Below are 21740 nucleotides of genomic sequence, written 5' to 3'. Positions count from 1 at the left end.
AACAAAAAGCCCGCATTGATGCGGGCTTTTTTGTACTCAGGCAGGTTGTTTTTCCGCACGGTGATCAACGAAAAACGGCTTACCCTTGGCGACCCGTTCGGATGCCCGTGGCATGTTTACCGCTTGCGCATCTTGCGGCTCGACATACCAGTAACAATGGCTGACCGCCCGGGTGATGCCGACGTAGGCCAGGCGCAGTATTTCGTCCTTTTGTGCACTGTCGTAGGGTTCGCTGTCGCCGCTTTTGCCCAATCCGGCCATGCGATAGACCTGATTCTTGTACGGCGAACTGGTCAGGTGCTGGCAATCGCCGAGCAGAAACACCGCGTCGGCCTGCAAGCCTTTGGCGCTGTGGTAGGTCAGTTGTTTCAGCCGTCGTGCTTCGTACGGCAAGCTCGACTCAACATTAACTACAGCCTGAATATGCTCTTCAATCAATGACTTATCGCTGCTTTTTCGATAAAGCATCAAGATCGAATGGCCCTGTCGATAGTGCTCGGCCAGTCGCTGCCCCAGCGCTTGATCATCGCGCTCCAGCACGTTGACCGGTTGCAGCGGCTTGGCTGCGCCACTGGCTTTGGCTTTCTTGCCAGCAATCGCCGGCGCCGCGCGAACGATATGCTCTGCCGCATCAATGATGTGCTGATGGCTGCGATAGTTATCGCTTAGCATCACCCGCGTGGTGCTGGGTGACGGGAATTCCTTGTTGAACTCCATGAAGTAACTCGGCGAACTGCCGCGCCAGCCGTAAATCGACTGCCAGTCATCGCCCACGCACAATAACGAGGAGCGCTGTGCGCAGCGACCGACATGCATGGCCGGACCACGACTGCGGATTTCTCTGAGACTGGCACGAATCCATGAAACGATCTGCGGCGATACGTCCTGAAATTCATCGATCATCAGGTGCGCCATCGGCCGCAGCAGCGCATCGCCGAGCAGTTTGAGGTTTTCCGGCGAGTGTTCGCTGAACAGCGCGAACATGCGGTTATAGGTCATTACTGGCGGCTTCTGGTCGAGCAAGTGATCCTCGAATGCCCGCCAGAACAGGCTCAGCGCCTCGAAGAAATACCGGTCCGGGTCATCCTTGGCGAAACTCATGCGTCCGACCGCGTCGGGCACGTCCAGGCCGAGGTTCTCGATGAACCCTGCGGCAGCGACAAAACAATCAAGCAACGGCGCGGAAGCCAACTCGCCCTTGACCTTGTAATCGAAGCCCGGACCTGCGCTCGCGTCGCCAGCCAAAGTGGCCAGAACGCGCTTCGCCGAATCGTAGTTATCCAGCCAAATCAATGGCTTACGACAGAAAGCTTGAAACAGGGTGCGCTTCACCGCCCACTCTGCGCGCACACTGAGCTTGGCGTTCGGTCGGCACACTTGTGGGTTTTCTCGCGGATCGAACCCGAGCACAACCCAGGCATCCAGACTCGGCACATAGCCATGGCAATGAAAGGTCGAGCCGTTGATGTCGAAGACCTGGCGATTCGGTTCGATGCCTTTGATCGGCCAGGCGCCGGCGCGAAACCACAGATCCTCGATGGCGTCGCACAGTTCGTCATCGCGCCGGGACGCGAGTTCGGTCACGGCCATGCGCTTCTGCACATCGGGGTGATCGCGCTCCAACTCCTTGAGCTGCAATCCGGCGCGGGACAACGGCTGAATCAATTGGCGGAAACGCTCATCGTCGTTAAACAAACGGTAATAGCAGGCATTGAGTTGCTGGCGCTGAGCGTCGTTGATTCGCAGGTCGAACGGATTGCTGTCGACCTCCTCGTCTGCGCCCTGTGCTCGGTTGCTCAGGTTCTCGAAAGCCTGCAAACGCTCAAAGCCCGGTAGGCTACGCACCATCGGCAAGATGCGCGAATGGAAGGTGCGCACCAGTTCCCGCGCCTGTTTCAAGCTCAGGGCATGGCCCCAGAGCGCGAACAGCTCGGTCAATTTATGGATGAAATCCTTGCGTGATTCGCGGGTGAACGTCACCACGGTCATCGAGTCAAGTTCAAAACCGAGGTAGTGCGTAAGCAGCAGGATACGCAGCACCAACGTCGTCGACTTGCCGGCCCCCGCGCCAGCGACCACGGAGGTTGACGGCGTGTCGCTGAAAATCATCTTCCACTGTGCAGCGCTCGGCTGGGCGTGCTCGGGCAGCAATCGCGCAACGTCGGCCTTCATGCGCTTCTTCAATTCGGCGGTCAGCGGCAGGCGCCAGTCATCGAACAGATGGTTGTCGACGTTCGGCGGACGATGCTCAGTGTTGCGGCTGTCGCGGATCAGCAGCACCTGCCGCCCTTCTTCCAGCCCCTCAAGCTTGCCTTCTTTAAAGCCGTATTCAACGCCGGCGGTGTGACCGCTGCGAAATCCATCTGCCTGACCATGCAGCCACGACGCCCGGTGTTGTGCGCGCAGACGGGTCAAGCCATGGCCAAAAAAGCGCGCGGCGAGGCGCTTGAACCAGGGCATCTCGGCCAAAGGGCGAAGTTCGGGAGGAAGATCGGGGGTGTGTTGCGCCACGCTGACGGACTCCAGGGCTGAGGCTGTTGGGGGCTATGGTGGCTTTATTTGCCCGTGAGTTCTAGCGAAATGCTTACAGGTCATTGGCTTAGGCGATGAATTGAAGGTGTACCGAGACGATTTCGAGCCTTTGATCAATCAGCTAATTCGATGGTCATGCCGCATTTTTTACGCTTTTTATCGATGTTTGCCTGATAGATGATCGCCGTCATACACCACCGGATTCGCAATGGGTGCTGACCGTGCGCCCCCTGACGAACCTTTTGAGGAGACGATCATGCTTGAACTCAGACCTTTCAGCTCGCTGGGCGGCGCCCATCACGGCTGGCTGGATGCCCATCACCACTTTTCGTTTGCCGAGTACTACGACCCGCAGCGCATGAGCTGGGGCAACCTGCGGGTGTGGAACGACGATGTGATCGCGGCGGGCACGGGCTTCCCGCAACACCCACACCGCGACATGGAAATCATCACCTACGTACGCGAAGGTGCAATCACCCACCAGGACAACCTCGGCAACAAGGGCCGCACCGAGGCTGGCGACGTGCAAGTGATGAGCGCAGGCACCGGCATTGCGCACAGCGAATACAACCTGGAAGCGCAGGACACCAAGATCTTTCAGATCTGGATTTTGCCCACTGAAACCGGCGCGCCACCGTCATGGGGAGCGAAACCGTTCCCGAAAGGTCAGCGCGAAGGCTTTGTGACACTGGCCAGCGGCAAGGAAGGCGACGACCAAAGCCTGCGCATTCGTGCGGATGCGCGCCTGGTTGCAGCCAATATCAAGGCCGGGGAAACCGCGGAATATCTTTTGGATGAAGGTCGCCGGGCTTATCTGGTCCCTGCCACAGGGGTGATCGAAGTCAATGGTTTGCGCGCACAAGCTCGGGACGGCGTCGCGGTGGCGCATGAACGGGTGCTGACCGTCACGGCGCTTGAAGACAGCGAAATTGTGCTGGTGGATTTGGCATAAATCGCGGACAAAAAAAGGGCGACTTAGAAGTCGCCCTTTTTGCAGGTGCCGCTTTCAGATCATTTGCCGGAAATCGCGCCGTCTACCAACGTCTGCGCTTCAACCACCAGTTGCTTGAGGTGGTCGTCGCTGATGAAGCTTTCAGCGTAAATCTTGTAGATGTCCTCAGTGCCCGACGGACGTGCGGCGAACCAGCCGTTTTCGGTCATGACTTTCAGGCCGCCAATCGCCTGATCGTTGCCCGGTGCGTGACTGAGGATGCTCTGGATTTTCTCGCCCGCCAATTCGGTCGAAGTGACCTGCGCTGGCGACAGCTTGCTCAGCAGCGCTTTCTGCTCCGGATTGGCCTTGGCGTCGACGCGCACCGAGAACGGCTCGCCCAGCTCATCGGTCAATGCCTTGTAGGCCTGGCTCGGGTCGCGGCCGGTACGCGCGGTCATTTCGGCAGCAAGCAAAGCCGGAATCAGACCGTCCTTGTCGGTACTCCACACGCCGCCGTCCTTGCGCAGGAACGATGCGCCGGCACTCTCCTCCCCGCCAAAACCCAACGAACCGTCGAACAAGCCTTCGGCAAACCATTTGAAGCCGACCGGCACTTCGTACAGGCGACGGCCCAAACGCTTGGCCACCCGATCGATCAAGCCGCTGCTGACCACGGTTTTACCCACGGCGGCATCAGCGCGCCATTGCGGACGGTTCTGAAACAGATAGTCGATGGACACGGCCAAATAGCTGTTCGGTGCCAGCAAACCACCGGACGGCGTCACGATACCGTGGCGGTCATGATCGGGGTCACAAGCAAAAGCGACGTCGAAACGTTGTTTGAGGCCGATCAAACCCTGCATGGCGTGGCTGGACGATGGGTCCATGCGGATCTGACCATCCCAGTCGACGGTCATGAAACGGAAAGTCGCGTCGACTGCTTTGTTGACCACGTCGAGATCAAGACGGTAATGCTCAGCGATGGCCGACCAGTAACGCACCCCTGCACCACCCAGTGGATCGACACCCAGACGCAGCTTGGCATCCCGAATGACGTCGAAATCGATCACGTTGATCAGGTCGGCGACGTAGGTGTTCAGGTAATCGTGACGATGGGTCGTGCTGGCCTTCAGTGCTTGCTCGTAGCTGATGCGCTTCACGCCTGCCAGTTTGTTGGCCAGCAGTTCGTTGGCCTTGGCTTCGATCCATTTGGTGATGTGGGTGTCGGCCGGGCCGCCATTGGTCGGGTTGTATTTGTAGCCGCCGCTTTGTGGCGGGTTGTGCGAAGGCGTGATGACCACGCCGTCAGCCAGCCCCGAGGTGCGACCACGGTTGTAGCAGAGAATCGCATGGGAAATCGCCGGTGTCGGCGTGTACTCATCGCCTTCGGCGATCATGACGGTCACACCGTTCGCCGCCAGCACTTCAAGCGCGCTCGCCCCGGCTGGAGTCGACAGTGCGTGAGTGTCGATGCCGACAAACAATGGCCCGGTGATCCCTTGTGCTTCGCGATACAGGCAGATCGCCTGGCTGATGGCCAGAACGTGCCATTCGTTGAAACTCAAATCGAAGGAGCTGCCCCGGTGCCCGGAGGTACCGAATGCCACACGCTGTGTGGAAATCGAGGCGTCCGGCTGGCCCGTGTAATAAGCCGTTACCAGTCGCGGGATGTCGACCAACAATTCTGCCGGTGCCGGTTTGCCCGCAAAAGGACTGAGAGTCATGCAAAACCTCTGAAATAGAGTGGTTCGAGAATACAGCGCAGTTTACTGGCAGTTTGACCGCAGTGCGATGAGATGTATCCGGCCATCTCCCGATGTTTTTTAACGTTAATCTCCAGGTGCCAGACGCAAGGCGTCACCCAGCAGTCCGACGACGCTGGCCAAGTCATGATCACCATGCTCCAGCGGGCTCAAGCGTAGATGGTGCGCATGCAGGCCCTGGAGGCTGAACAACTCGCCCGGCGCAATGATGATTTGCTGCCTGAGCAGGCGCTGGAACACATTGCCCATGTCCACCGGTCGCAGCGAACGCACCCAGACCGTCGCCCCACCCTGCGGCTCGACAATCTGCAACGCATCGCCACGCTCGCGCAACAACTGAATCAACTGCGTCCGCCGCTCCTTGAGCATCCGCCGCAGAATCGCCAAATGCTGGTCCAGCCGACCGCCGCCCAGCAACCTGGCAACTGCCTTCTGGCGGATCGGCGACAAGCGGAACGCGCGCAACAGAAAATGGCGCTGCAGTTCGCTACGCCAATGGCGCGACAGGACAAAACCGAAAGGCGCTTCGGCGCCGATGAATTTCTCGAACGTGGAAAACACCAGCAAACGATCAGGGTCCAGCCAATCGCGCAGACGCTGCGCGTCGCCACTCTCATCGAGTTCGCTGTAACAGTCGTTTTCCAGCACCCAGATGCCGTGACTGCCGAGCAGATGCGCAATCGCCTGTCGAGTGGCAACAGGCATCAGGCTGCCTCGAGGCATGCTCAGCACGGCGGACAAAAGCACCAGGCGCACCGGCTCGCTTCTCAGCAGTGACTCCAGCTGTTGCAGATCGATCACGCCTTCGGTCAGCATCGGTAACTCGATAACGCGCACACCGGCAGCTTCCAGCAGGCGCAGGATCACCCAGTCACACGGTGATTCGACCACCACGGTGGTTCGGCGCAACTCGAGCACCGATATCAGTATCTCCAGCACTCCGCGCAAATCGGCGCCGATGTAAACGTCATCCGCCTGCCAGCTATTCACCGTCGACGAGGTGTAGCGAGCTGCGAGCACGGTGCGCAACTCCAGGTCGCCACACGGTTGCACCAGCCATTGGGACTGGCGCGGATACTGGCGCAACAATTCGCGCTCGAGCATCAGCAATGGACTGTCCAGCGGTTGCAACGACGCCGGATCGTCGGCGCTTAACACGCACATGCCCGGACGCCTGGCATTGATGTAAACAGTTTCAAGCAAATCACTGCCGTTGCCGAGCAGGTCCACAGTCGGCAACGCTTGTGCGTAATACCCGGACTTGGCTATCGAATAGACCCGACCTTCCTTTTCCAGCAGCGAGTAAGCGTATTGCACCGTCGAGATCGACACATTCAAGCGCTCCGCCAACTGCCGCAATGAGGGCAAGCGCACTGCCGAGTTTCTGCCTACTTCACTGATCAGTTGCGTCAGATACCGATAAACCGCCTGATAAACGAAGTCGGTTTCCCGCGTCGCTTTCACGACCCCGCCTCCACGGGCATCGATTCATATCCTCGACAATCGCTCACGATCAGCCTTCCGCCGACCGATCGACGTCAGGCGCTGCAGCCGCTGCACGCAGATCGTCTTCTAACGAAGGCGTTGCGCAGACGGCCGGCATCGGCCCCATGGCGTAGAGCCGCACAATCAAGCTGACTGGCAACCCACTGACCTCGGTCATCCATTTCAGCACCTGCTCCGGCGCATGCTGGCCCTGCATAGCCCGGTGCAGATCCGGCAATGCCACCAGCATGCCCGGGTGGCAATGGCGCAAAAACTGTTCGAGACCGGCCCCATGATCAATGAACGGTGCAAACAAAAGGCAGGTCAGCTGGACTTCGTTCAGATCGAAATTGGCCAATAGCCATGCTTGTGACTGTGCGCGCAAATGTTCGGGATCATTCAGATCACCGAAACTGGCGAGCAGTTGCTCGCACACCGGCTCGGGCACCTGCTTGCGGCGCATCTCCAGCAAGGTGCTCTGCAGATGCTCGCTGACGCCGGCCTCATAGGTTCGGCCCTCAATGATCTGCGCCTGCAGACCGCGCAAGTGTGCGGCGACCAAGGGGTCCGCGTACTCATCATCACTTTGATACAGCGTCAGATCGTCGGCCTGGAAACCAAGGAACTCAGTGAGCAAGGGCCAGCGTTCTTCAAGTTTACCGACGATCATGTCGTTGATATTGACGAAGCCGGTGCGCCGACAGGCCTCGTACTGACCTTCGGGGCGCCAGGTTATCTGTTCTTCGTCGGCGTAGAACTCACGGTAGAAATTTCCGCCCAGCCCGTCGAGTAACGGGAACAGCACCTCAAAACCGGCGGTACTGGCCAGCGGCCCGGAAATTGCCGCTTTTTGCAGCGCGCGACTCAAGCCACTCATGAAGTGCTGCTGCCGACGCGGCGATTCAGCACCGATCATTGCATCGACGCCATTGTTCCAGCGGGCAATCTGGCCGTAGTACTCGGCGGTGGCGAGATAAGCGTCATCCCACAACTCGAGTGTTTCACTGAAGGTTCGTCGATGTGCGATCAGCAGCAGATTGATCCGGTTGGCTTCACGCCCGCCGTCACAGATCGGCGCCTGATAATCGAACGGCAATACCTCGCGGTGATCGACCATCAACAATTCGACCCGAGGATCATCGTAGAGAAACAGCGCGGCGTAGCTGCGGTGTATGTTTTGCAATGCCATTGCGCTGTCACCGTTCCAGCGCAAGGTCGCCACGCGCAGCTGGAAGGTCGCCGGGGCACGCACGGCGAGGCTCAATTGCGCCGCCCGCAGCAGTGCCAGTGTGTAGCAGCTGTCACGCGATCCGGACTGGTTTACCAGCACTTTGAAGTGACCAATGTTATCCATGCCGCCAGCGGCCACGACCAGTCGCTGAATCAGCAGCTGCAAGGCCGTGCGCTCGGCGCGAGAGAAGAAACTCAGCAAACGTTGCAATACTTGCTGGTAGACATAGTTCATTGCCTGATCATGGATCGTGCTCATCGGTATTTACCCGGTATAAAAAGATTCCTGCCGCAGCAGTTCAAACGCCTGCTTCGCGACAATTCATCAATAAGTAATAGACGCTCAGATGCTAACACTTACAAATTTGTAGTTATTTGAAACACTTGAGCATCGGAAATCCGCAAGTCGCCCGCAACACAACTTTAACTTACTGTTTTTTATAGGTTTATTTTAACGTTAAATATTCCTAGGAAACTTCCCACAGCATCCCACGGAAAATGAGTACAAGAAAAAGAGATGTGGTTTCCGAAGGGCCCTACAGCAATTAAACAAAAATTGGCACGACCAGAAAAGCTAGCCGAATGATATTGCTCGGGGCAAATTGAATGCACAGCCATGACTCATTCCTTGAGATGAAAGTAATCATTCAATTATCAGGGCTTAAAGTGTGATTAGAAGATACAGATCGCGGGCAAAAACCAGTTCAGTTGCTGCACGACCGCGGATGCAGCACCCGCGGGGATCTGTTTTTCGAAAGGAATAAATGCAGAAGAGTCCGTGGAACCACGGACTCTGACGAGCAGACTTACGCAGGTTCGACTTGAAGCGCGACACGCTCGCGGCATGGGCATTCGTCCATGTAGCGGTGAGCCTCGACGAACTCGTTGAACGGGAATACACGCGTTTTCAGCGGCACCAACACGCGATCAGCGGTCAACTGGTTGATATCACGCAGGGCACGTTGCAGCGCGACGTGATCCTGAGTGATGCCCAGCTCCGGCTTGCCGGTGAAGTTACCAATGCAGTGCACGAAGAACTGAATATTCTTCTGGAACGCCGCACAGGCCGGGAACGGTGTCTGATTGCCACCCTGCAGGCCGTACAACACCAGGCTGCCACGCGGCGCCAGCACATCACCCAGCAGTGACATCTGTGGGCCGCCGAGACCGTCGAAAACTACGTCGACACCGCGGTTGTCAGTGATCTTGTTGATTCGCATCAACAGATCTTCCTCTTCGGTGACAATCACCTTTTCGGCGCCGAGGGACAGCAGGTACTCGCGTTCCTCCGCCTCCTTGGTGGCGGCAATCACCCGTACCCCCATGGCTTTGCCCAACTGGACAAACGAAGGGCCGGCGCAGTGACTGGCGTCAGTCACCAGAGCGAACTGGCCCGGCTTGACCCGTGCCAGATCGGCGTAGGCAAAGTAGGCGATCAACAGCGGTGTGTAATGCACGCTGGCTTCAATCGGGCTGAGCACATCCGGATAACGGGTCAGCGCGGTACGCGGCAGCACGATCGATTCGCCGTAGACCGGGTAGTCGTTCGCACTCTCGGCCGGAAAGCTGGCGACCTTGTCACCCACTGCCAGATCATCGACACCGTCGCCGACAGCGGTGATCACACCGGCCATCTCGTGACCAAGACCGGCAGGCAGCCGCGCCTGAGACGAGGCCAGATTCTGACGCCAGAGGGTGTCATACCAGCTGATGCCGATCGCCTCGACACGCACCTGCACTTCGCCAGGACCTGGCTGAGCGGCCGCATGCTCTTCGCATTTGAGCACCTCGGCCGGACCAAACTTGTGAAAACGGATCGTGCGGGACATCGCAAACCTCGTCAAAGTAACCTCTAATGCCATGAACTCTATCTGGGCTTTTAACCCAAGACTATCAGTGGCTATTAATAGTCGACATGCCTGTCATTGATTCCGCAGCAGGGGCGGCATTGGCAAAAACGATGAAAAACTGTCGCCACCGTCTCAGTAAAGCTGAATTTTCCGGTGCAGAGTACCAGCCTTTCCCCGTAAGATTCATGCCGGCCATTGTTCTCATATGGCCGCTCTCGTCAAGCTTGATGACTCTGCCAGGACTCCAGATGAATCGTAATGACCTGCGTCGTGTCGACCTGAACCTGTTGATCGTATTCGAAACATTGATGCACGAACGCAGTGTGACCCGGGCGGCAGAAAAACTGTTTCTCGGTCAACCGGCGATCAGTGCGGCGCTCTCGCGCCTGCGCAGCCTGTTCGATGACCCGCTGTTTGTACGCACCGGGCGCAGCATGGAACCGTCCGCCCGCGCGGTGGAAATCTTCGCCCTGCTCTCGCCGGCCCTCGATTCGATTTCGACCGCCGTCAGCCGTGCCGCCGAATTCGACCCGGCTACCAGTACCTCGGTGTTTCGTATCGGCCTGTCCGACGACGTCGAGTTCGCTTTGCTGCCAATGCTGCTCAAACGCCTGCGCGCCGAATCCCCGGGCATCGTGCTGGTGATCCGTCGAGTCAACTACATATTGATGCCGGGCCTGTTGGCCTCCGGCGAAATATCCATTGGTGTCAGCTACACCACGGACCTGCCGGCCAACGCCAAGCGCAAGGTCTTGCGTCGCAGCGCGCCAAAACTGCTGCGTGCCGATACCGTGCCGGGGCCGTTGAGCCTGGATGACTATTGCGCGCGTCCGCATGCGCTGGTGTCGTTTGCTGGCGACCTCAGTGGCTTTATTGACGAAGAGCTGGAGAAACTGGGCCGCAAACGTCATGTGGTGCTAGCCGTTCCGCAGTTCAATGGGTTGAGTACGTTGCTGGCAGGCACTGACATCGTGGCGACCGTGCCGGATTACACGGCAGATGCGTTGACGGCGGCTGGCGGCGTTCGCGCGGAAGACCCGCCGTTGCCGACGCGTACGTTTGAGTTGCATATGGCTTGGCGGGGATCGCAGGATAATGATCCGGGTGAGCGGTGGTTACGGTCGCGGATTCAGATGTTTTTCGGGGATCCGGATAGTCTCCAGGGCTAGGACTCCCTGCTATTCGATAGACCGGCCTGAGGCTTTCAGCGGAACGGTAGAAGCGATAACCCTGCGTATGTCGGCCGAATGAAAACAGTGAGCGCTCACCGTTTTCATTCGGGTAGGGATACTAATATTTGAAACGACCCACCAAACCTTTGAGCTGACCAGAAATCTCTATCAATCGACCCGAACCTGCCTGTGACGACTGAGCAAAGCCTTCGACCAGTTGGGCATCGGCATGGATCTGCGCGATGTGGCGATTGATCTCTTCCGCCACCTGGTGCTGCTCCTCGGCGGCTGTGGCGATCTGGGTATTCTGGTCGCGGATCGAGTCCACCGAGCCACGGATCTTGTCGAAGCTGTCACGCGCCTGCTGGATGCGTTCAACACTGGCGTGGGACACTTGCAGGCTGCCTTGCATCTGCTGCGTGACCTCCTGAGTGCGGCGGGCGAGATTGCCCAGCAAGCTGTCGATCTCTCCGGTGGAGTCGGCTGTCCTGCGAGCCAGGGCGCGGACTTCGTCGGCGACCACGGCGAAGCCTCGGCCTTGGTCACCGGCGCGCGCCGCTTCAATCGCCGCATTGAGCGCTAGCAAGTTGGTCTGCTCGGCAATCGAGCGGATGGTGTCGAGAATGGTGTTGATGTTCTGGCTGTCCTGCTCCAGCAACTGCATGGTCTGGGTCGACTTTTGCAGGTCTTCGCTGAGCTTGAGCACGCTGCCGGTGGCTTCGCCGATGTGCTGCTGGCCGTCATGGACGTCGCGGTAGCCTTCGTCGGCACTCGACGCGGCAGCACTGCACGAACGTGCAACTTCGTTGGCAGTGGCGACCATTTCGTTGAACGCAGTGCTTACCAGCTCCACGGCCTCACGCTGGCGGCCTGCAGCCTGGTTCATGTTGTTGGCCACTTCGCTGGTATCCGCGGCGGCGGTCTGCAGGTCCGATGAGGCGTTGCCGATGCGTTGCACCAATTGCGCGATCATGCCCAGGAACTGGTTGAACCAGCCCGCCAGGCTGGCGGTTTCGTCCTTGCCTTGCACCTGGAGTTGGCGAGTCAGATCGCCTTCTCCTTCGGCGATTTCTTGCAAGCCGTCGGCCACGCCGCGAATCGGACGCACGATGACGCTGGCAAAGCTGGTGCCTACTATCGCGAACACCAACGCCAATGCCGCGGCAATGGCGGCGATCAACCAAGTCAGCCGGCTGACGTCGGCCATCACTTCATCACGCTTGATCAGTCCGATAAAGCGCCAACCCAGGTCTTTGGAACTGACCACGTTGGCCATGTAAGCCACGCCATCGATCTCGATCCGGGTCACGCCGTCACCTCTCTTGGCTAGTTCGGCGTAGTTGGGACCCAGGTCGGCCAGAGGTTTGAAGTTGTGCTTCGCGTCGCTGGCGTCTACCAGCACGTTTCCGTTGTCTTCCACCAGCATCAGGTAGCCGCTATCGCCCAGCTTGATGTTGCGCACCAGTTCAGTGAGCTGTTTGAGCGATACGTCAAGGCCCACCACTCCCAGGATATTCCCGCTGGCGTCGGCGACAGTACGCACGGTGCCGATCAGCGTCACATCGTCCGGCGCCCAATAGTAGGCACCCGTGCGCACAGTGGCGCCTGGAGCGGCGATGGCCGCTTTATACCAGGGACGTACGCGCGGGTCGTAGTTGTTCAGCTTGGTGTCGTCCGGCCAACTGGCGTAGCCGCCGTCGCTCAGACCCAGGGACAGATAAGCAGTGCTCGGATGGCTTTTGGCGAACTGGTCAAATATCGCCAGCAGCTCTTTGTTGGCCTGAGTAAGTGGAATTTGCGCTGCTTCGGCACCCGCGTAGCTCTTGAGGTCTTTGGCCGCGACAACGCGCGGGTCCTTGGCTACATAGTCGACGTTTTGGCTTATGCCGTCGAAAAACTGCTTCATGCCATTGTCGATCTGGCGGATCTCACGACCGCTGCTGTCGAGAAAATTGGCCTGGGCCCCCTCTCGCAAATTCAGCACTACCAAAACGGCGACCAAGATGACCGGGACGCACGCAATAGCTGCGAACGCCCAAGTCAGCTTCTGCTTGATATTCATGACTTCACCTGCGGATATTTATAGTTTTGGCAAGGGGAAACGCTAGCAGTGAACGTCGCATGTGTTGTTATGAGGAGATAGAGCCCATGCGTACTCTGAGTTATCGACCGCGACGGTGCGCACTTTAGAACGGCGAACATCGGCAGACTCAGGGCAACCTATCTGCGATTAAAAAAGGCTTCCCTGCCTTGGAAAACCTTCTAAAGCGGCGCATCGATTTTCCTGGCCGCCGCTTCACTGACCCATTCCTGCCGGATTTCGGGATCCGGCTTCTGCGCCAGTTGGACCAAGTCCACCTGGCCCATTAGCGGCGTGGGAGTTCAGTAACAGAACAGGATCGGTTCGCCCCGCCTGCAGCTCGATAACACGACGTCCCCGGTTACGGACGGATCGAGGCGGTTTGGCGAACCGAATCAAAGGTGCAACGCGGGTCTGGGCTGGCGAACGTCATGGGCAGCTGGGACGCGGACACGCAGGGCAATCAGTAACGCCGCCAGCAGCATCAGCACGGCCGCCGCTACGAATACGCCTGCGCTGCCACCGAGGCTGAACATTGCACCGCCAGCGGCGGCGCCTGTGGCAATGGCTGACTGCACAGATGCCACCACCATGCCTCCGGCGCTTTCCGCCTGATCAGGTACCGCGCTGGCGACCCAGTTCGACCACGCCACCGGCACACCACCAAAGGCCATGCCCCAGACCGCCAGCAGTACCGCCTGCCCCGGCACCGAGGCCGGCAACAGCACCAACGCCAGTGCTGCAACGCCGACCAGCGCGGGCATCAACACCAGAGTGGCCAGCGGGTGACGCTCCAGCAGCCTGCCGGCCAACAGCGTGCCGACGAAGTTCGCCACACCGAACCCCAGCAGCATCAGTGACAGCCCTTGCGCGCCGATGCCGGTAGTCCCTTCAAGGAATGGCCGAACATAGGTAAACATCGCGAAGTGCCCGCTGTGCACCAGCACACAACCGAACATTCCCATGGCGATGCCAGGGCGCTGCAACACCTCGAAAACGGTGCGAAGTCTTGCTGGCCGGCGCGGCGCAAGACGCGGCAAAGTGAACGACTGGAAAGCCAGGGTCACCATGCCTACCGCCGCCGCGGCAAAGAACGCGCTGCGCCAGCCATACAACCCGCCCAGATAGCTGCCCAGCGGTACCGCCACTACCGTGCCGATGGCGATGCCGCTGAAAATGATCGACAGCGCCCGGGGCAACAAGGCACTTGGCACCAAGCGCATCGCAACCGCCGCCGCCATGCTCCAGAACCCGCCAAGGGCAATGCCCAGCAAGATGCGCATCGATAACAGCACCGCGAAGCTGGAGGAAACGGCGACCAACAGATTGGAGGCGACCATCAACATGGAAAAACCCAACAACACCCAACGTCGGTCGATGCCGCGGGTCAGGCCTGGCACCAACAAGCCAGCGAACAGCGCCACCACGGCGGTCACCGTTACCGCCTGGCCTGCCAGCGCTTCGGACACCCCCAGATCAGTCGCCATCAGCGTCAACAAACTGGCCGGAAGGTACTCAGCGGTCAGTAATCCGAACACCCCCATTGCCAACGAGAAGACGGCCATCCACGCGGGTGCCGCAGGCTCTACGTCCGCGCCGACGCCGCAATGGCGGTCGGATACGGCGTTACATACACAGTCATTCATTGCACGGATCTCCCAATTTTCATTGCGAGCCGAAGTCTAGGCGCCGAAAACCGGATGATCTATGATCAAAAGTCTCTAATTTTTGACCAAAACACCTAAACAATGCCTGCAGATCAGTTTGCGCTTTCCTCGGACCTCATCAACGAACTGTTGCGCGGCATGCGCCTGCGTGGTGTTGAATACCGGCGTATCCAGGCGGGCCCTGCCTTTGGTCTGGGCTTCGCGGAAAAACCTGGGCATGCCTGGTTCCACTTCATGGCCGTCGGCAATGCGGTATTGCGAATGGAGGACGGCAGCACCTACGCGCTGTCTGCCGGCAACGCCGTGTTCATCTCTCATGGCGCGGCCCATCAACTGTTTTCCCATCAGGGCGCGCCTGTCCAGGACATCGATCGTCTAGACGGTGCGCCCTTAGGTGACACCGTCAGCGCGGTGGATACCGGAACCGATGCCGGCGCCGCTCCGAGCACTATTCTGTTCAGTGGTTGTATGGAGTTTGAACTGGGCAGTATCCATGGTCTAGGCCGGCTGATGCCGGGCCTGATGCTGATTGATGCCGGCGGTCAGCGTTACCCCGGGCTGGTGCCGATCCTGACCACCATGGAACGCGAGGTCAGCGCCGCACGCGTCGGCTACGCCGGTATCCTCGCGCGTTTGGCCGACGTGGTGGCGGCCATGGTCGTTCGCGGCTGGGTGGAGTGCGCTTGCGGGAATGCCTCTGGCCTGGTCGCCGCATTGCGCGATCCCCGCTTGGCCGGTGCACTGCTTGCGCTCCATCAACAACCGGGCCGCGACTGGACTGTTGCGCAGTTGGCAGAGCACTGCAATACCTCACGTTCAGTCTTCGCGGACCGCTTCCAGGCGACGATTGGCATGGCCCCGCTGCGCTATGTCACCGAACTGCGGATGCGGCTTGCGAGCCAGTGGCTGACCCTCGAAAGGCTGCCGATTGAAGAGGTAGCACAGCGCTTGGGCTACACATCACAGGCTGCTTTCAGTCGTGCATTCAAACGCATTACGGGCAACACACCGGGTTTGAGTCGTAAGGTGAGGCAAGCCGAACGCAGGTAATCGATGATCCCTGCCACCGACTCATTTACCCCCCGTTACATCGAGGAATGTACCGGTAACGAATGATGCCTCCGCACTCGCCAACCATAGAATCGCGCGTGCCACTTCCTCAGGCTGTCCGCCCCGCCCCATCGGGATCGAATCCTTGACACGATCGACCCGCCCCGGCTCACCGCCACTGGCATGCATTTCGGTATAGATATGTCCGGGGCGAATACAGTTAACGCGTATACCCTCCCGTGCGACCTCCTTTGCAAAGCCAATGGTGAACGTCTCCAAGGCCCCCTTTGACGCCGCATAGTCGACATACTCATTGGGACTGCCAAGGCGCGCCGAGGCCGATGAAACATTGATCACCACACCGCCCGGGCCGTTGTGACGGTAAGACATGCGCTTCACCGCCTGTTGGGCACAGAGAATTGGCCCAATGGCATTGACCGCAAAGATGCGCTGCATCCGTTCGAAGCCGAGATCCTCCAGGCGTGACTGAGGCGCCAGCATCCCGGCGTTATTGACCAGGACGTCAATGCGTCCGAACGAGTGGTCGATGGCCGCGAACAAATCGGCCACCTGTTGGGGGTTAGCACTGTCCGCGCGCATCGCCAACGCCCGGCGCCCCAATGCTTCTACATCCGCAGCCACGGCCAGCGCTGCGGACTCGTTGGCAACGTAGCTGATCGCCACGTCATAACCTCTTGCTGCCGCCAACCGGGCCGTTGCGGCCCCTACTCCACGACTTCCACCCGTAATTAGAATCAGCGGTACCTGCGAGATGTTGGCCATGAAACATTGCTCCTGAGCCGTTGGCTGTATCAGCCGATGATGAGAGTGCCGCTGGCGATCACTACACACGCCAGTATCCGCCGAGCGGTGAGCGTCTCGCCGAGAAACACATAGCCGATCAACGCCGCAAACACCACGCTGGTTTCGCGCAATGCCGATACCGCGCCCAGCGGCGCTTCGTTCATTGCGTAGATGACCATTCCATAGGCGAGCAAAGAGACCAGCCCGCCGCCCAATGCGGTCAATGTTCCGGGCCGGACGGAGAACAAGCTGCGGGTGTCGCGTAGGCCGATGTAGACCACTGGCATCAGTACGCCCCACAGGGCGCACATCCACACCGTGTAGGCAAGCGGCGCGCCGGAGAGCCTGGCGCCGATGCCGTCGACTACGCTGTAGGCCGCGATAAAACCGCCCGTTCCCAGCGTATAAGGCAGGCTGGGAATCGATAGGCTGCGCCTTCTGAAGGCCAGAGAGATAATCCCGCCTGACACCAGCGCAATACCGAGTAACACGTCAGGCGTGATGCGTTCTCCGGCAAACACGGCGGCCCCCAAAGTGATCAGCACCGGCGACGACCCACGTGAAATCGGATAGATCTGCCCGAGGTCGCCAACCCGGTAACTGCGCACCAGAAACAGGTTGTAGCCGACATGCAGCAACCCCGAAAGCACCGCGTAGCCCCAGCTCTCAATCGCGGGGGGCTGCATGAACACTGCAGCGATGACACTGGTGATGGCGATGGCAATGCACATCACCGTCATGGACCACAACCGATCGGCACCGCTACGCAGCAGCGCATTCCAGCTGGCATGCAGGAGCGCGGCGAAAAGCACGAGGAAGATGATATGAATAGGCATGCGCCACTTTAGGCAATGCGGCACCGGGACTAAAGCAAAGCCTCCTCATCACGGCATGAACGAACACTCATGACTCACCCGTGCAGTGGTTGGACTTTCAGCGCTTCGCTGACCAACCATTGACGAAAGCTGGCGATGTGCGGTTGTGATTCGATGCCCTTGGGGCAGACGAAGTAGTAAGCCAGCGGTGATGGGAATGGCACATCAAACAGCCGCACCAAACGGCCATCGCTGATTTCGTTCTCGACATGCCCGCTGCGGACCAATGCAACGCCCTGGCCGAGCAAGGCTGCCTCGACCGTCATGTTGGTATCGCCAAATCTGACGCTCTCCTTGAGCGGCAGATAAGCCAGCCCGACGGCCTGAAACCACACCTCCCACTTTGGCACCAGTTCGGCACCATCCCGCGTCAGCAGCGGGAAATGCAACAGTTCTGCGGGGCTTTGCGGAGTACCGACGCGTCGCAACAGTTCGGGGCTGGCCACAGGAAATACCTGCTCCCCAAACAGGAACTCAGAATGCAGACCGGGGTAATCGCCCTTGCCGAGCCTGATCGCAACATCCGCCTGGCCGTGAGAGAAGTGGATTATTTTATCCGTGGTGTCCAGCGAGACCAGCAGCTCGGGATGCTGACGAGCCAGACGCGGCAAGCGTGGCAGCAGCCATTTGAGCGCGAAGGAATAGGTGGTGCTGACGCTGAGTCGAACTCTGTCTTTTTGCTCGCGCAAATCACCCAAAGTCGCCTCCAGGCTGATGAAAAACTCGCGCACGATGGGCGCCAGCGCAGCCCCCGCAGCGGTGAGACGTAACGCCTTGCCACGTTCAAACAACTGCACTCCCCAAAGGGCCTCAAGATGCTTGAGCTGATGACTGACCGCGCTTTGAGTCACATGTAGCTCTTGTGCGGCCGACGTAAAAGTCGAGTGCCGGGTGGCAACTTCAAATGCGCGCAAGGTCGCGGTGGGCGGCAGGTCTCTCATAAGAGCAGTATCCAGCGACTGATCGGAAAAGTGCATCCATGAACGCTAGCTCATGATAGTGCGAAACTCACTCGAAACCTGGCGACCGGACGATACTCACGGAGCGTTGAATCGCCTCAGCGACTGCAACGCTCCGCATCACCTCACTCCACCGGCTCGCAAACGATGCGGCCGATGCGCAGGAAAGTCTCATGAGCGTTAAGCTCGTAGACGCTCAAAACGGCATGGTCCTTCGCCGCCAGATACCGCCAGCGCCCCTCTTCAAGCATGAACTCCTTAAACGCTTCGCCGTCCTCGCTCAGGTAGATGCGCTGGGCGTCGTTGGCTTTGGTGAACAGGCTTACGCGTTCCAGGTGGAAGACGCTGTCGACGCGCAATTCCTGCGACTGGAGTTTCCAGTCGTAGCCCTTGTCCGAAGTCAGGTACTCGTCCCAGCAGACGCACATCAACTTACCGCTCATGCGGGTGATCAGCGGATCGTCGAAGTGGTCCTTGTCGCTGTCCCACGTGCAGGTGCGCCCACTCTTGCCCGGCAAGTAGTAATTGACGAACGACTTGGCATCGTTCTTCTTCCTGTCCCGGACGTATGAGTAGTTGTAGCTGCAGAACAGCAAGAGGCACGGCAAGCCCGGCAGCGAGCGCATGCTCTTCACCTCCACGCCCTCGGACAGATTCGGAGTGCCATCCCAGCGGGTCCAGGCGCCATCGAGGCGATCGGCACTGTAGAACAGCGGCTTGTAGTAGGTGGACGTCTTTGTGGAGTCGAAGATGATGCCCTTTTCGACATACGAGTATTCGGCTCGCTCGGTGAAGCGCCACAGCCATTGACCGTTGAAGTGCACGACGTCTTCGGTCGCCGAATAGCCGTAGCTGGCGGGCAACTCTGGCACCTGGCTACGCTGCCAGGTCAAGCCATCATGGGAGAAATGGAAACTTTCGCCGTAAGCCGCGATGAGGATCCACACCCCGTCGACGACGGACAGCTTTCTGCCGTAGAGCTTCTCTTCCTGCGGATCCGGGCGCACGACCTGCCAGTGCAGCCCGTCCTCGCTGCGATGGAACACGCCATCGTCGTCGACCAGCAGCCAGACCTTGCCGTTGGTTTTGATCTGGCGGACGTTCTCCGGATCACAGGGTGGATTGTCGAGGTTTTGCCATTCGATACTGAAGCGGTGCGCGCGCCCCTCGATCTCAAGCACGACGGCCGACTTCTCCAGCCGCTCCTGCTGCCGGGCCAGTTCGCGGGCGGCACGCTCCTGTGCCTCGATCTCCACTACGGACCTGTCGAACTCACCAGCCTTGAACAGGTCGATCTGGCGATCCGCCGCGGAACACGCTTCAGAGAAAGCGCTCAGGGTGTTGTCGACCTGCCTTTCGTAACGACAGAACTGCTCATGCCAGTCGTCATTCGAGGCCGAGTTGTCCAGGTCGAAGTCGCTGTAGCCCAACTCGCTGTCGAAGTTGATCGGCGGCAGATTCATGCGCCGGATCATGCCGTTGGCCGAATTCAAGGCGCCGCCGTGTTCTGAAATCAGCTCGCTGGCCTTCTTGCGCACGGTGTTGAGGCTCGACAGCGCCAGGCCGCGGCCTACCGAGCAGGCGGAAGCGCTGACCGCCGAACTGACCTTGGCCAGGAAGCCATCGTCGAACGATTCCATGTAGAACGAATGGTCCGAGGCCTTGCTGGTGACCGCAATCAGGTCGAAGCTCAGGGTCGTCGCAGCCCAACTGGCGGTGTGCAGCTTCTTGCCGATGTCCTCGTAGGTCTGCTCGAAGCTCAGAACGCGGTAACGAACGATGTTTTTCCAGCCACGGGTCTGCGCGGCCAGTTTCGCGGCAGCGTCGAGCAACGGCTTTTCCTCGGTCTCCCGGAGCAGCGTCTGCATGTGCGAGAAGTTGTCGCGGAACTGCGCCGGCTTGAGGGTCGCGAGAATCCGCGCCACGTACGGGTTCTCGATTTTCCGGCCGCACAGGGTCAGCAGGAAGAAGGCATCCAGCAGCCAGGTGTAGGTGCGGTCATCCTCGTTGAGCAGCGTCTGCACGACCGGCAGATAGTCCTGCAGCTTGCGTGGGCTGTCGGCGATCTGGCCGATCTGCCCGACGACGTCCGGGCAACCGGCCTTCTCCGCCAGGTGTTCAAGGAACTCCACGCCTGCTTTGTTCAGCGTTGCGGAGCCCTCGATGGCCAAAGCGAACAGGCGCAGGTAGGTGCGTCGGGTTTCTTCGTCGGGTGTCGTGTCGAAGAAGCTGTGCACCTTGATCTCTGGCAACGCCGAGGTCAGCGACAGCGGCTCGCCCTCCTGATGCTCGTGCTCGTCGTCCTGCTCGACGACGTTGAGCCCGTTGACGTCCTTATAGATGTCGATGGCCAGTGCGCTGCCGCCGATCACCTCGCCGATCAGGTCACGGATGCCGTAGGTGGTCGACAGCCCGGAGAACTCCTCGCCGAACAGCTTCGAGATGATGTTCTCGCGGTCCTCGTCGCTGCGGCAGATCTCTTCGTCATCAATGAGGCTGACGATGCGCTCGTACTGATCGGACAAGAAATACAGCGCATTGAAACCAATACCGGAGATGTTCTTCTGGATGAAGTGCGAATCCACCACATGCTCGTCGAAGCCCAGCGCGATCATTTCGCGGAAGCGATCGATGCCGGCAAGCTCGATGCCCTCGATCAACTCCATGATGAAGTCCAGCAGGCGGACATCTTCGTCGCAGTCGATCCCCAGCTTGTCGAGGGTAACGACCAGGTGGTTGACGTCCCGCGAGGTCAACACCACGTCGCGGTGGCTGCGTATGAAGTCATAGGTGAGGTGCAGCACCAGCAGGTTGCGCGGGATCGACTTGAAGCGACGCTTGTTGGCTTCGATGTGCAGCGACCAGTTGGTAAAACTGGCGTGGTTCTCTACCTGCACCAGGCGACTGTTGATCTTGTCGACCGCCAGCGAGAGGAATTCCCGGGTCTCGATGATGTATTCGTTCATCGTCCCCAGGTTGTTGCGGATCACCGCGATGCTCTGGGCGTTGATCAGGTTTTGCTGCTGCAATTGCTTGAGGTAGTGCCAGGCGAATTTCTGCATCTGCAGCATGTCGACCTGGTTGTGCAGCTGATCCTGGCCGGTCTTGCCGCTGACCTTGTTGCCCAAACGCTTGAAGAAACCCGCGCCGGTCTGCCTGGCCAAGCGTTCCTGGCTGGACGCCAGGACCCGCGAGGCATCGAGCGCCAACTGCTGGGTCAGGGCGGCATTGCCCTTGTGCTGGTTCACCAGAGCTTCGATCGCTCGAGCGTCTGCGTCTTCGAGAGGCTGTTCGAAGATCTCTTGCGTTACCTCAACAGTGGTGTCGGTCATTTCATTG

13 protein-coding genes and 2 pseudogenes are annotated in these 21740 nt (G+C 59.2%); 3 read left to right on the top strand and 12 right to left on the bottom strand.

Annotated features, from left to right (window positions below; translation table 11 throughout):
- Positions 1-36: 36 nt before the first annotated feature.
- Complete coding sequence (locus WA225_RS16560) at positions 37-2511, bottom strand: UvrD-helicase domain-containing protein (RefSeq protein WP_422608733.1); 2475 nt, start codon at positions 2509-2511, stop codon at positions 37-39.
- Positions 2512-2788: 277 nt separating this feature from the next.
- Between WA225_RS16560 and WA225_RS16555 the strand changes: the two genes are divergently transcribed.
- Entirely contained in the window at positions 2789-3484 is a 696-nt protein-coding gene (locus WA225_RS16555) for a pirin family protein (protein WP_422608732.1), read from the top strand.
- Between the two features lie 59 nt (positions 3485-3543).
- Here the strand turns inward: WA225_RS16555 and pgm are convergent, their stop codons facing one another.
- The 4 genes from pgm to WA225_RS16535 form a co-directional block, all read right to left on the bottom strand.
- A complete protein-coding gene (gene pgm / locus WA225_RS16550) occupies positions 3544-5190 on the bottom strand; it encodes a phosphoglucomutase (alpha-D-glucose-1,6-bisphosphate-dependent) (protein ID WP_422608731.1) in 1647 nt (548 codons plus the stop codon).
- A gap of 105 nt (positions 5191-5295) precedes the next feature.
- Positions 5296-6693, bottom strand: a complete 1398-nt coding sequence (locus WA225_RS16545) for a PLP-dependent aminotransferase family protein (protein ID WP_422608730.1) — start codon at positions 6691-6693, stop codon at positions 5296-5298.
- A gap of 49 nt (positions 6694-6742) precedes the next feature.
- Positions 6743-8203: a hypothetical protein gene (locus WA225_RS16540; protein ID WP_422608729.1), complete on the bottom strand. Its 1461-nt coding sequence runs from the start codon at positions 8201-8203 to the stop codon at positions 6743-6745.
- A 547-nt stretch (positions 8204-8750) separates the two neighbouring features.
- Positions 8751-9773, bottom strand: coding sequence for a zinc-dependent alcohol dehydrogenase family protein (locus WA225_RS16535; protein WP_064118012.1), 1023 nt, complete (start codon positions 9771-9773; stop codon positions 8751-8753).
- Positions 9774-10042: 269 nt separating this feature from the next.
- Between WA225_RS16535 and WA225_RS16530 the strand changes: the two genes are divergently transcribed.
- Complete coding sequence (locus tag WA225_RS16530; RefSeq protein WP_422608728.1) at positions 10043-10963, top strand: LysR family transcriptional regulator; 921 nt, start codon at positions 10043-10045, stop codon at positions 10961-10963.
- A 121-nt stretch (positions 10964-11084) separates the two neighbouring features.
- On the opposite strand, the pseudogene WA225_RS16525 reads toward WA225_RS16530, so the two are convergent.
- From WA225_RS16525 to WA225_RS16515, 3 genes and pseudogenes are all read right to left on the bottom strand, one after another.
- Positions 11085-11600, bottom strand: a pseudogene (locus tag WA225_RS16525) (methyl-accepting chemotaxis protein); the annotation flags it as partial.
- A gap of 345 nt (positions 11601-11945) precedes the next feature.
- Positions 11946-12872 (bottom strand): annotated as a pseudogene (locus WA225_RS16520) (HAMP domain-containing protein); the annotation flags it as partial.
- 569 nt (positions 12873-13441) lie between these two features.
- Positions 13442-14692, bottom strand: coding sequence for an MFS transporter (locus WA225_RS16515; protein ID WP_422608727.1), 1251 nt, complete (start codon positions 14690-14692; stop codon positions 13442-13444).
- 102 nt (positions 14693-14794) lie between these two features.
- Here WA225_RS16515 and WA225_RS16510 point away from each other — a divergent pair, with 102 nt between their 5' ends.
- Positions 14795-15763 carry an AraC family transcriptional regulator gene (locus WA225_RS16510; protein WP_422608726.1) on the top strand — a complete coding sequence of 323 codons (969 nt, stop codon included), beginning with the start codon at positions 14795-14797 and terminating at the stop codon, positions 15761-15763.
- A gap of 21 nt (positions 15764-15784) precedes the next feature.
- Here WA225_RS16510 and WA225_RS16505 read toward each other — a convergent pair whose 3' ends face one another.
- The 4 genes from WA225_RS16505 to WA225_RS16490 all read right to left on the bottom strand — a co-directional run bounded on the left by WA225_RS16505 (position 15785) and on the right by WA225_RS16490 (position 21733).
- Positions 15785-16546 carry an SDR family oxidoreductase gene (locus tag WA225_RS16505; protein WP_422608725.1) on the bottom strand — a complete coding sequence of 254 codons (762 nt, stop codon included), beginning with the start codon at positions 16544-16546 and terminating at the stop codon, positions 15785-15787.
- 29 nt (positions 16547-16575) lie between these two features.
- Positions 16576-17403: an EamA family transporter gene (locus WA225_RS16500; protein ID WP_422608724.1), complete on the bottom strand. Its 828-nt coding sequence runs from the start codon at positions 17401-17403 to the stop codon at positions 16576-16578.
- A 74-nt stretch (positions 17404-17477) separates the two neighbouring features.
- Complete coding sequence (gcvA, locus tag WA225_RS16495; RefSeq protein WP_422608932.1) at positions 17478-18383, bottom strand: transcriptional regulator GcvA; 906 nt, start codon at positions 18381-18383, stop codon at positions 17478-17480.
- Positions 18384-18526: 143 nt separating this feature from the next.
- A complete protein-coding gene (locus WA225_RS16490; RefSeq protein WP_422608723.1) occupies positions 18527-21733 on the bottom strand; it encodes a hypothetical protein in 3207 nt (1068 codons plus the stop codon).
- Positions 21734-21740: the final 7 nt, after the last annotated feature.

This window comes from Pseudomonas sp., from assembly GCF_049300855.1.
Taxonomy (GTDB): Bacteria; Pseudomonadota; Gammaproteobacteria; order Pseudomonadales; family Pseudomonadaceae; genus Aquipseudomonas.
The sequence above is the reverse complement of the archived record's forward strand: the minus strand, read 5'-3'. Positions and strand labels throughout refer to the sequence as shown.

Coding starts and splice junctions, on each gene's coding strand:
- WA225_RS16555 (WP_422608732.1), top strand. CDS start 2,789: ATGCTTGAACTCAGACCTTTCAGCTCGCTGGGCGGCGCCCATCACGGC.
- pgm (WP_422608731.1), bottom strand. CDS start 5,190: ATGACTCTCAGTCCTTTTGCGGGCAAACCGGCACCGGCAGAATTGTTG.
- WA225_RS16540 (WP_422608729.1), bottom strand. CDS start 8,203: ATGAGCACGATCCATGATCAGGCAATGAACTATGTCTACCAGCAAGTA.
- WA225_RS16535 (WP_064118012.1), bottom strand. CDS start 9,773: ATGTCCCGCACGATCCGTTTTCACAAGTTTGGTCCGGCCGAGGTGCTC.
- WA225_RS16530 (WP_422608728.1), top strand. CDS start 10,043: ATGAATCGTAATGACCTGCGTCGTGTCGACCTGAACCTGTTGATCGTA.
- WA225_RS16515 (WP_422608727.1), bottom strand. CDS start 14,692: ATGAATGACTGTGTATGTAACGCCGTATCCGACCGCCATTGCGGCGTC.
- WA225_RS16510 (WP_422608726.1), top strand. CDS start 14,795: ATGCCTGCAGATCAGTTTGCGCTTTCCTCGGACCTCATCAACGAACTG.
- WA225_RS16505 (WP_422608725.1), bottom strand. CDS start 16,546: ATGGCCAACATCTCGCAGGTACCGCTGATTCTAATTACGGGTGGAAGT.
- WA225_RS16500 (WP_422608724.1), bottom strand. CDS start 17,403: ATGCCTATTCATATCATCTTCCTCGTGCTTTTCGCCGCGCTCCTGCAT.
- gcvA (WP_422608932.1), bottom strand. CDS start 18,383: ATGAGAGACCTGCCGCCCACCGCGACCTTGCGCGCATTTGAAGTTGCC.
- WA225_RS16490 (WP_422608723.1), bottom strand. CDS start 21,733: ATGACCGACACCACTGTTGAGGTAACGCAAGAGATCTTCGAACAGCCT.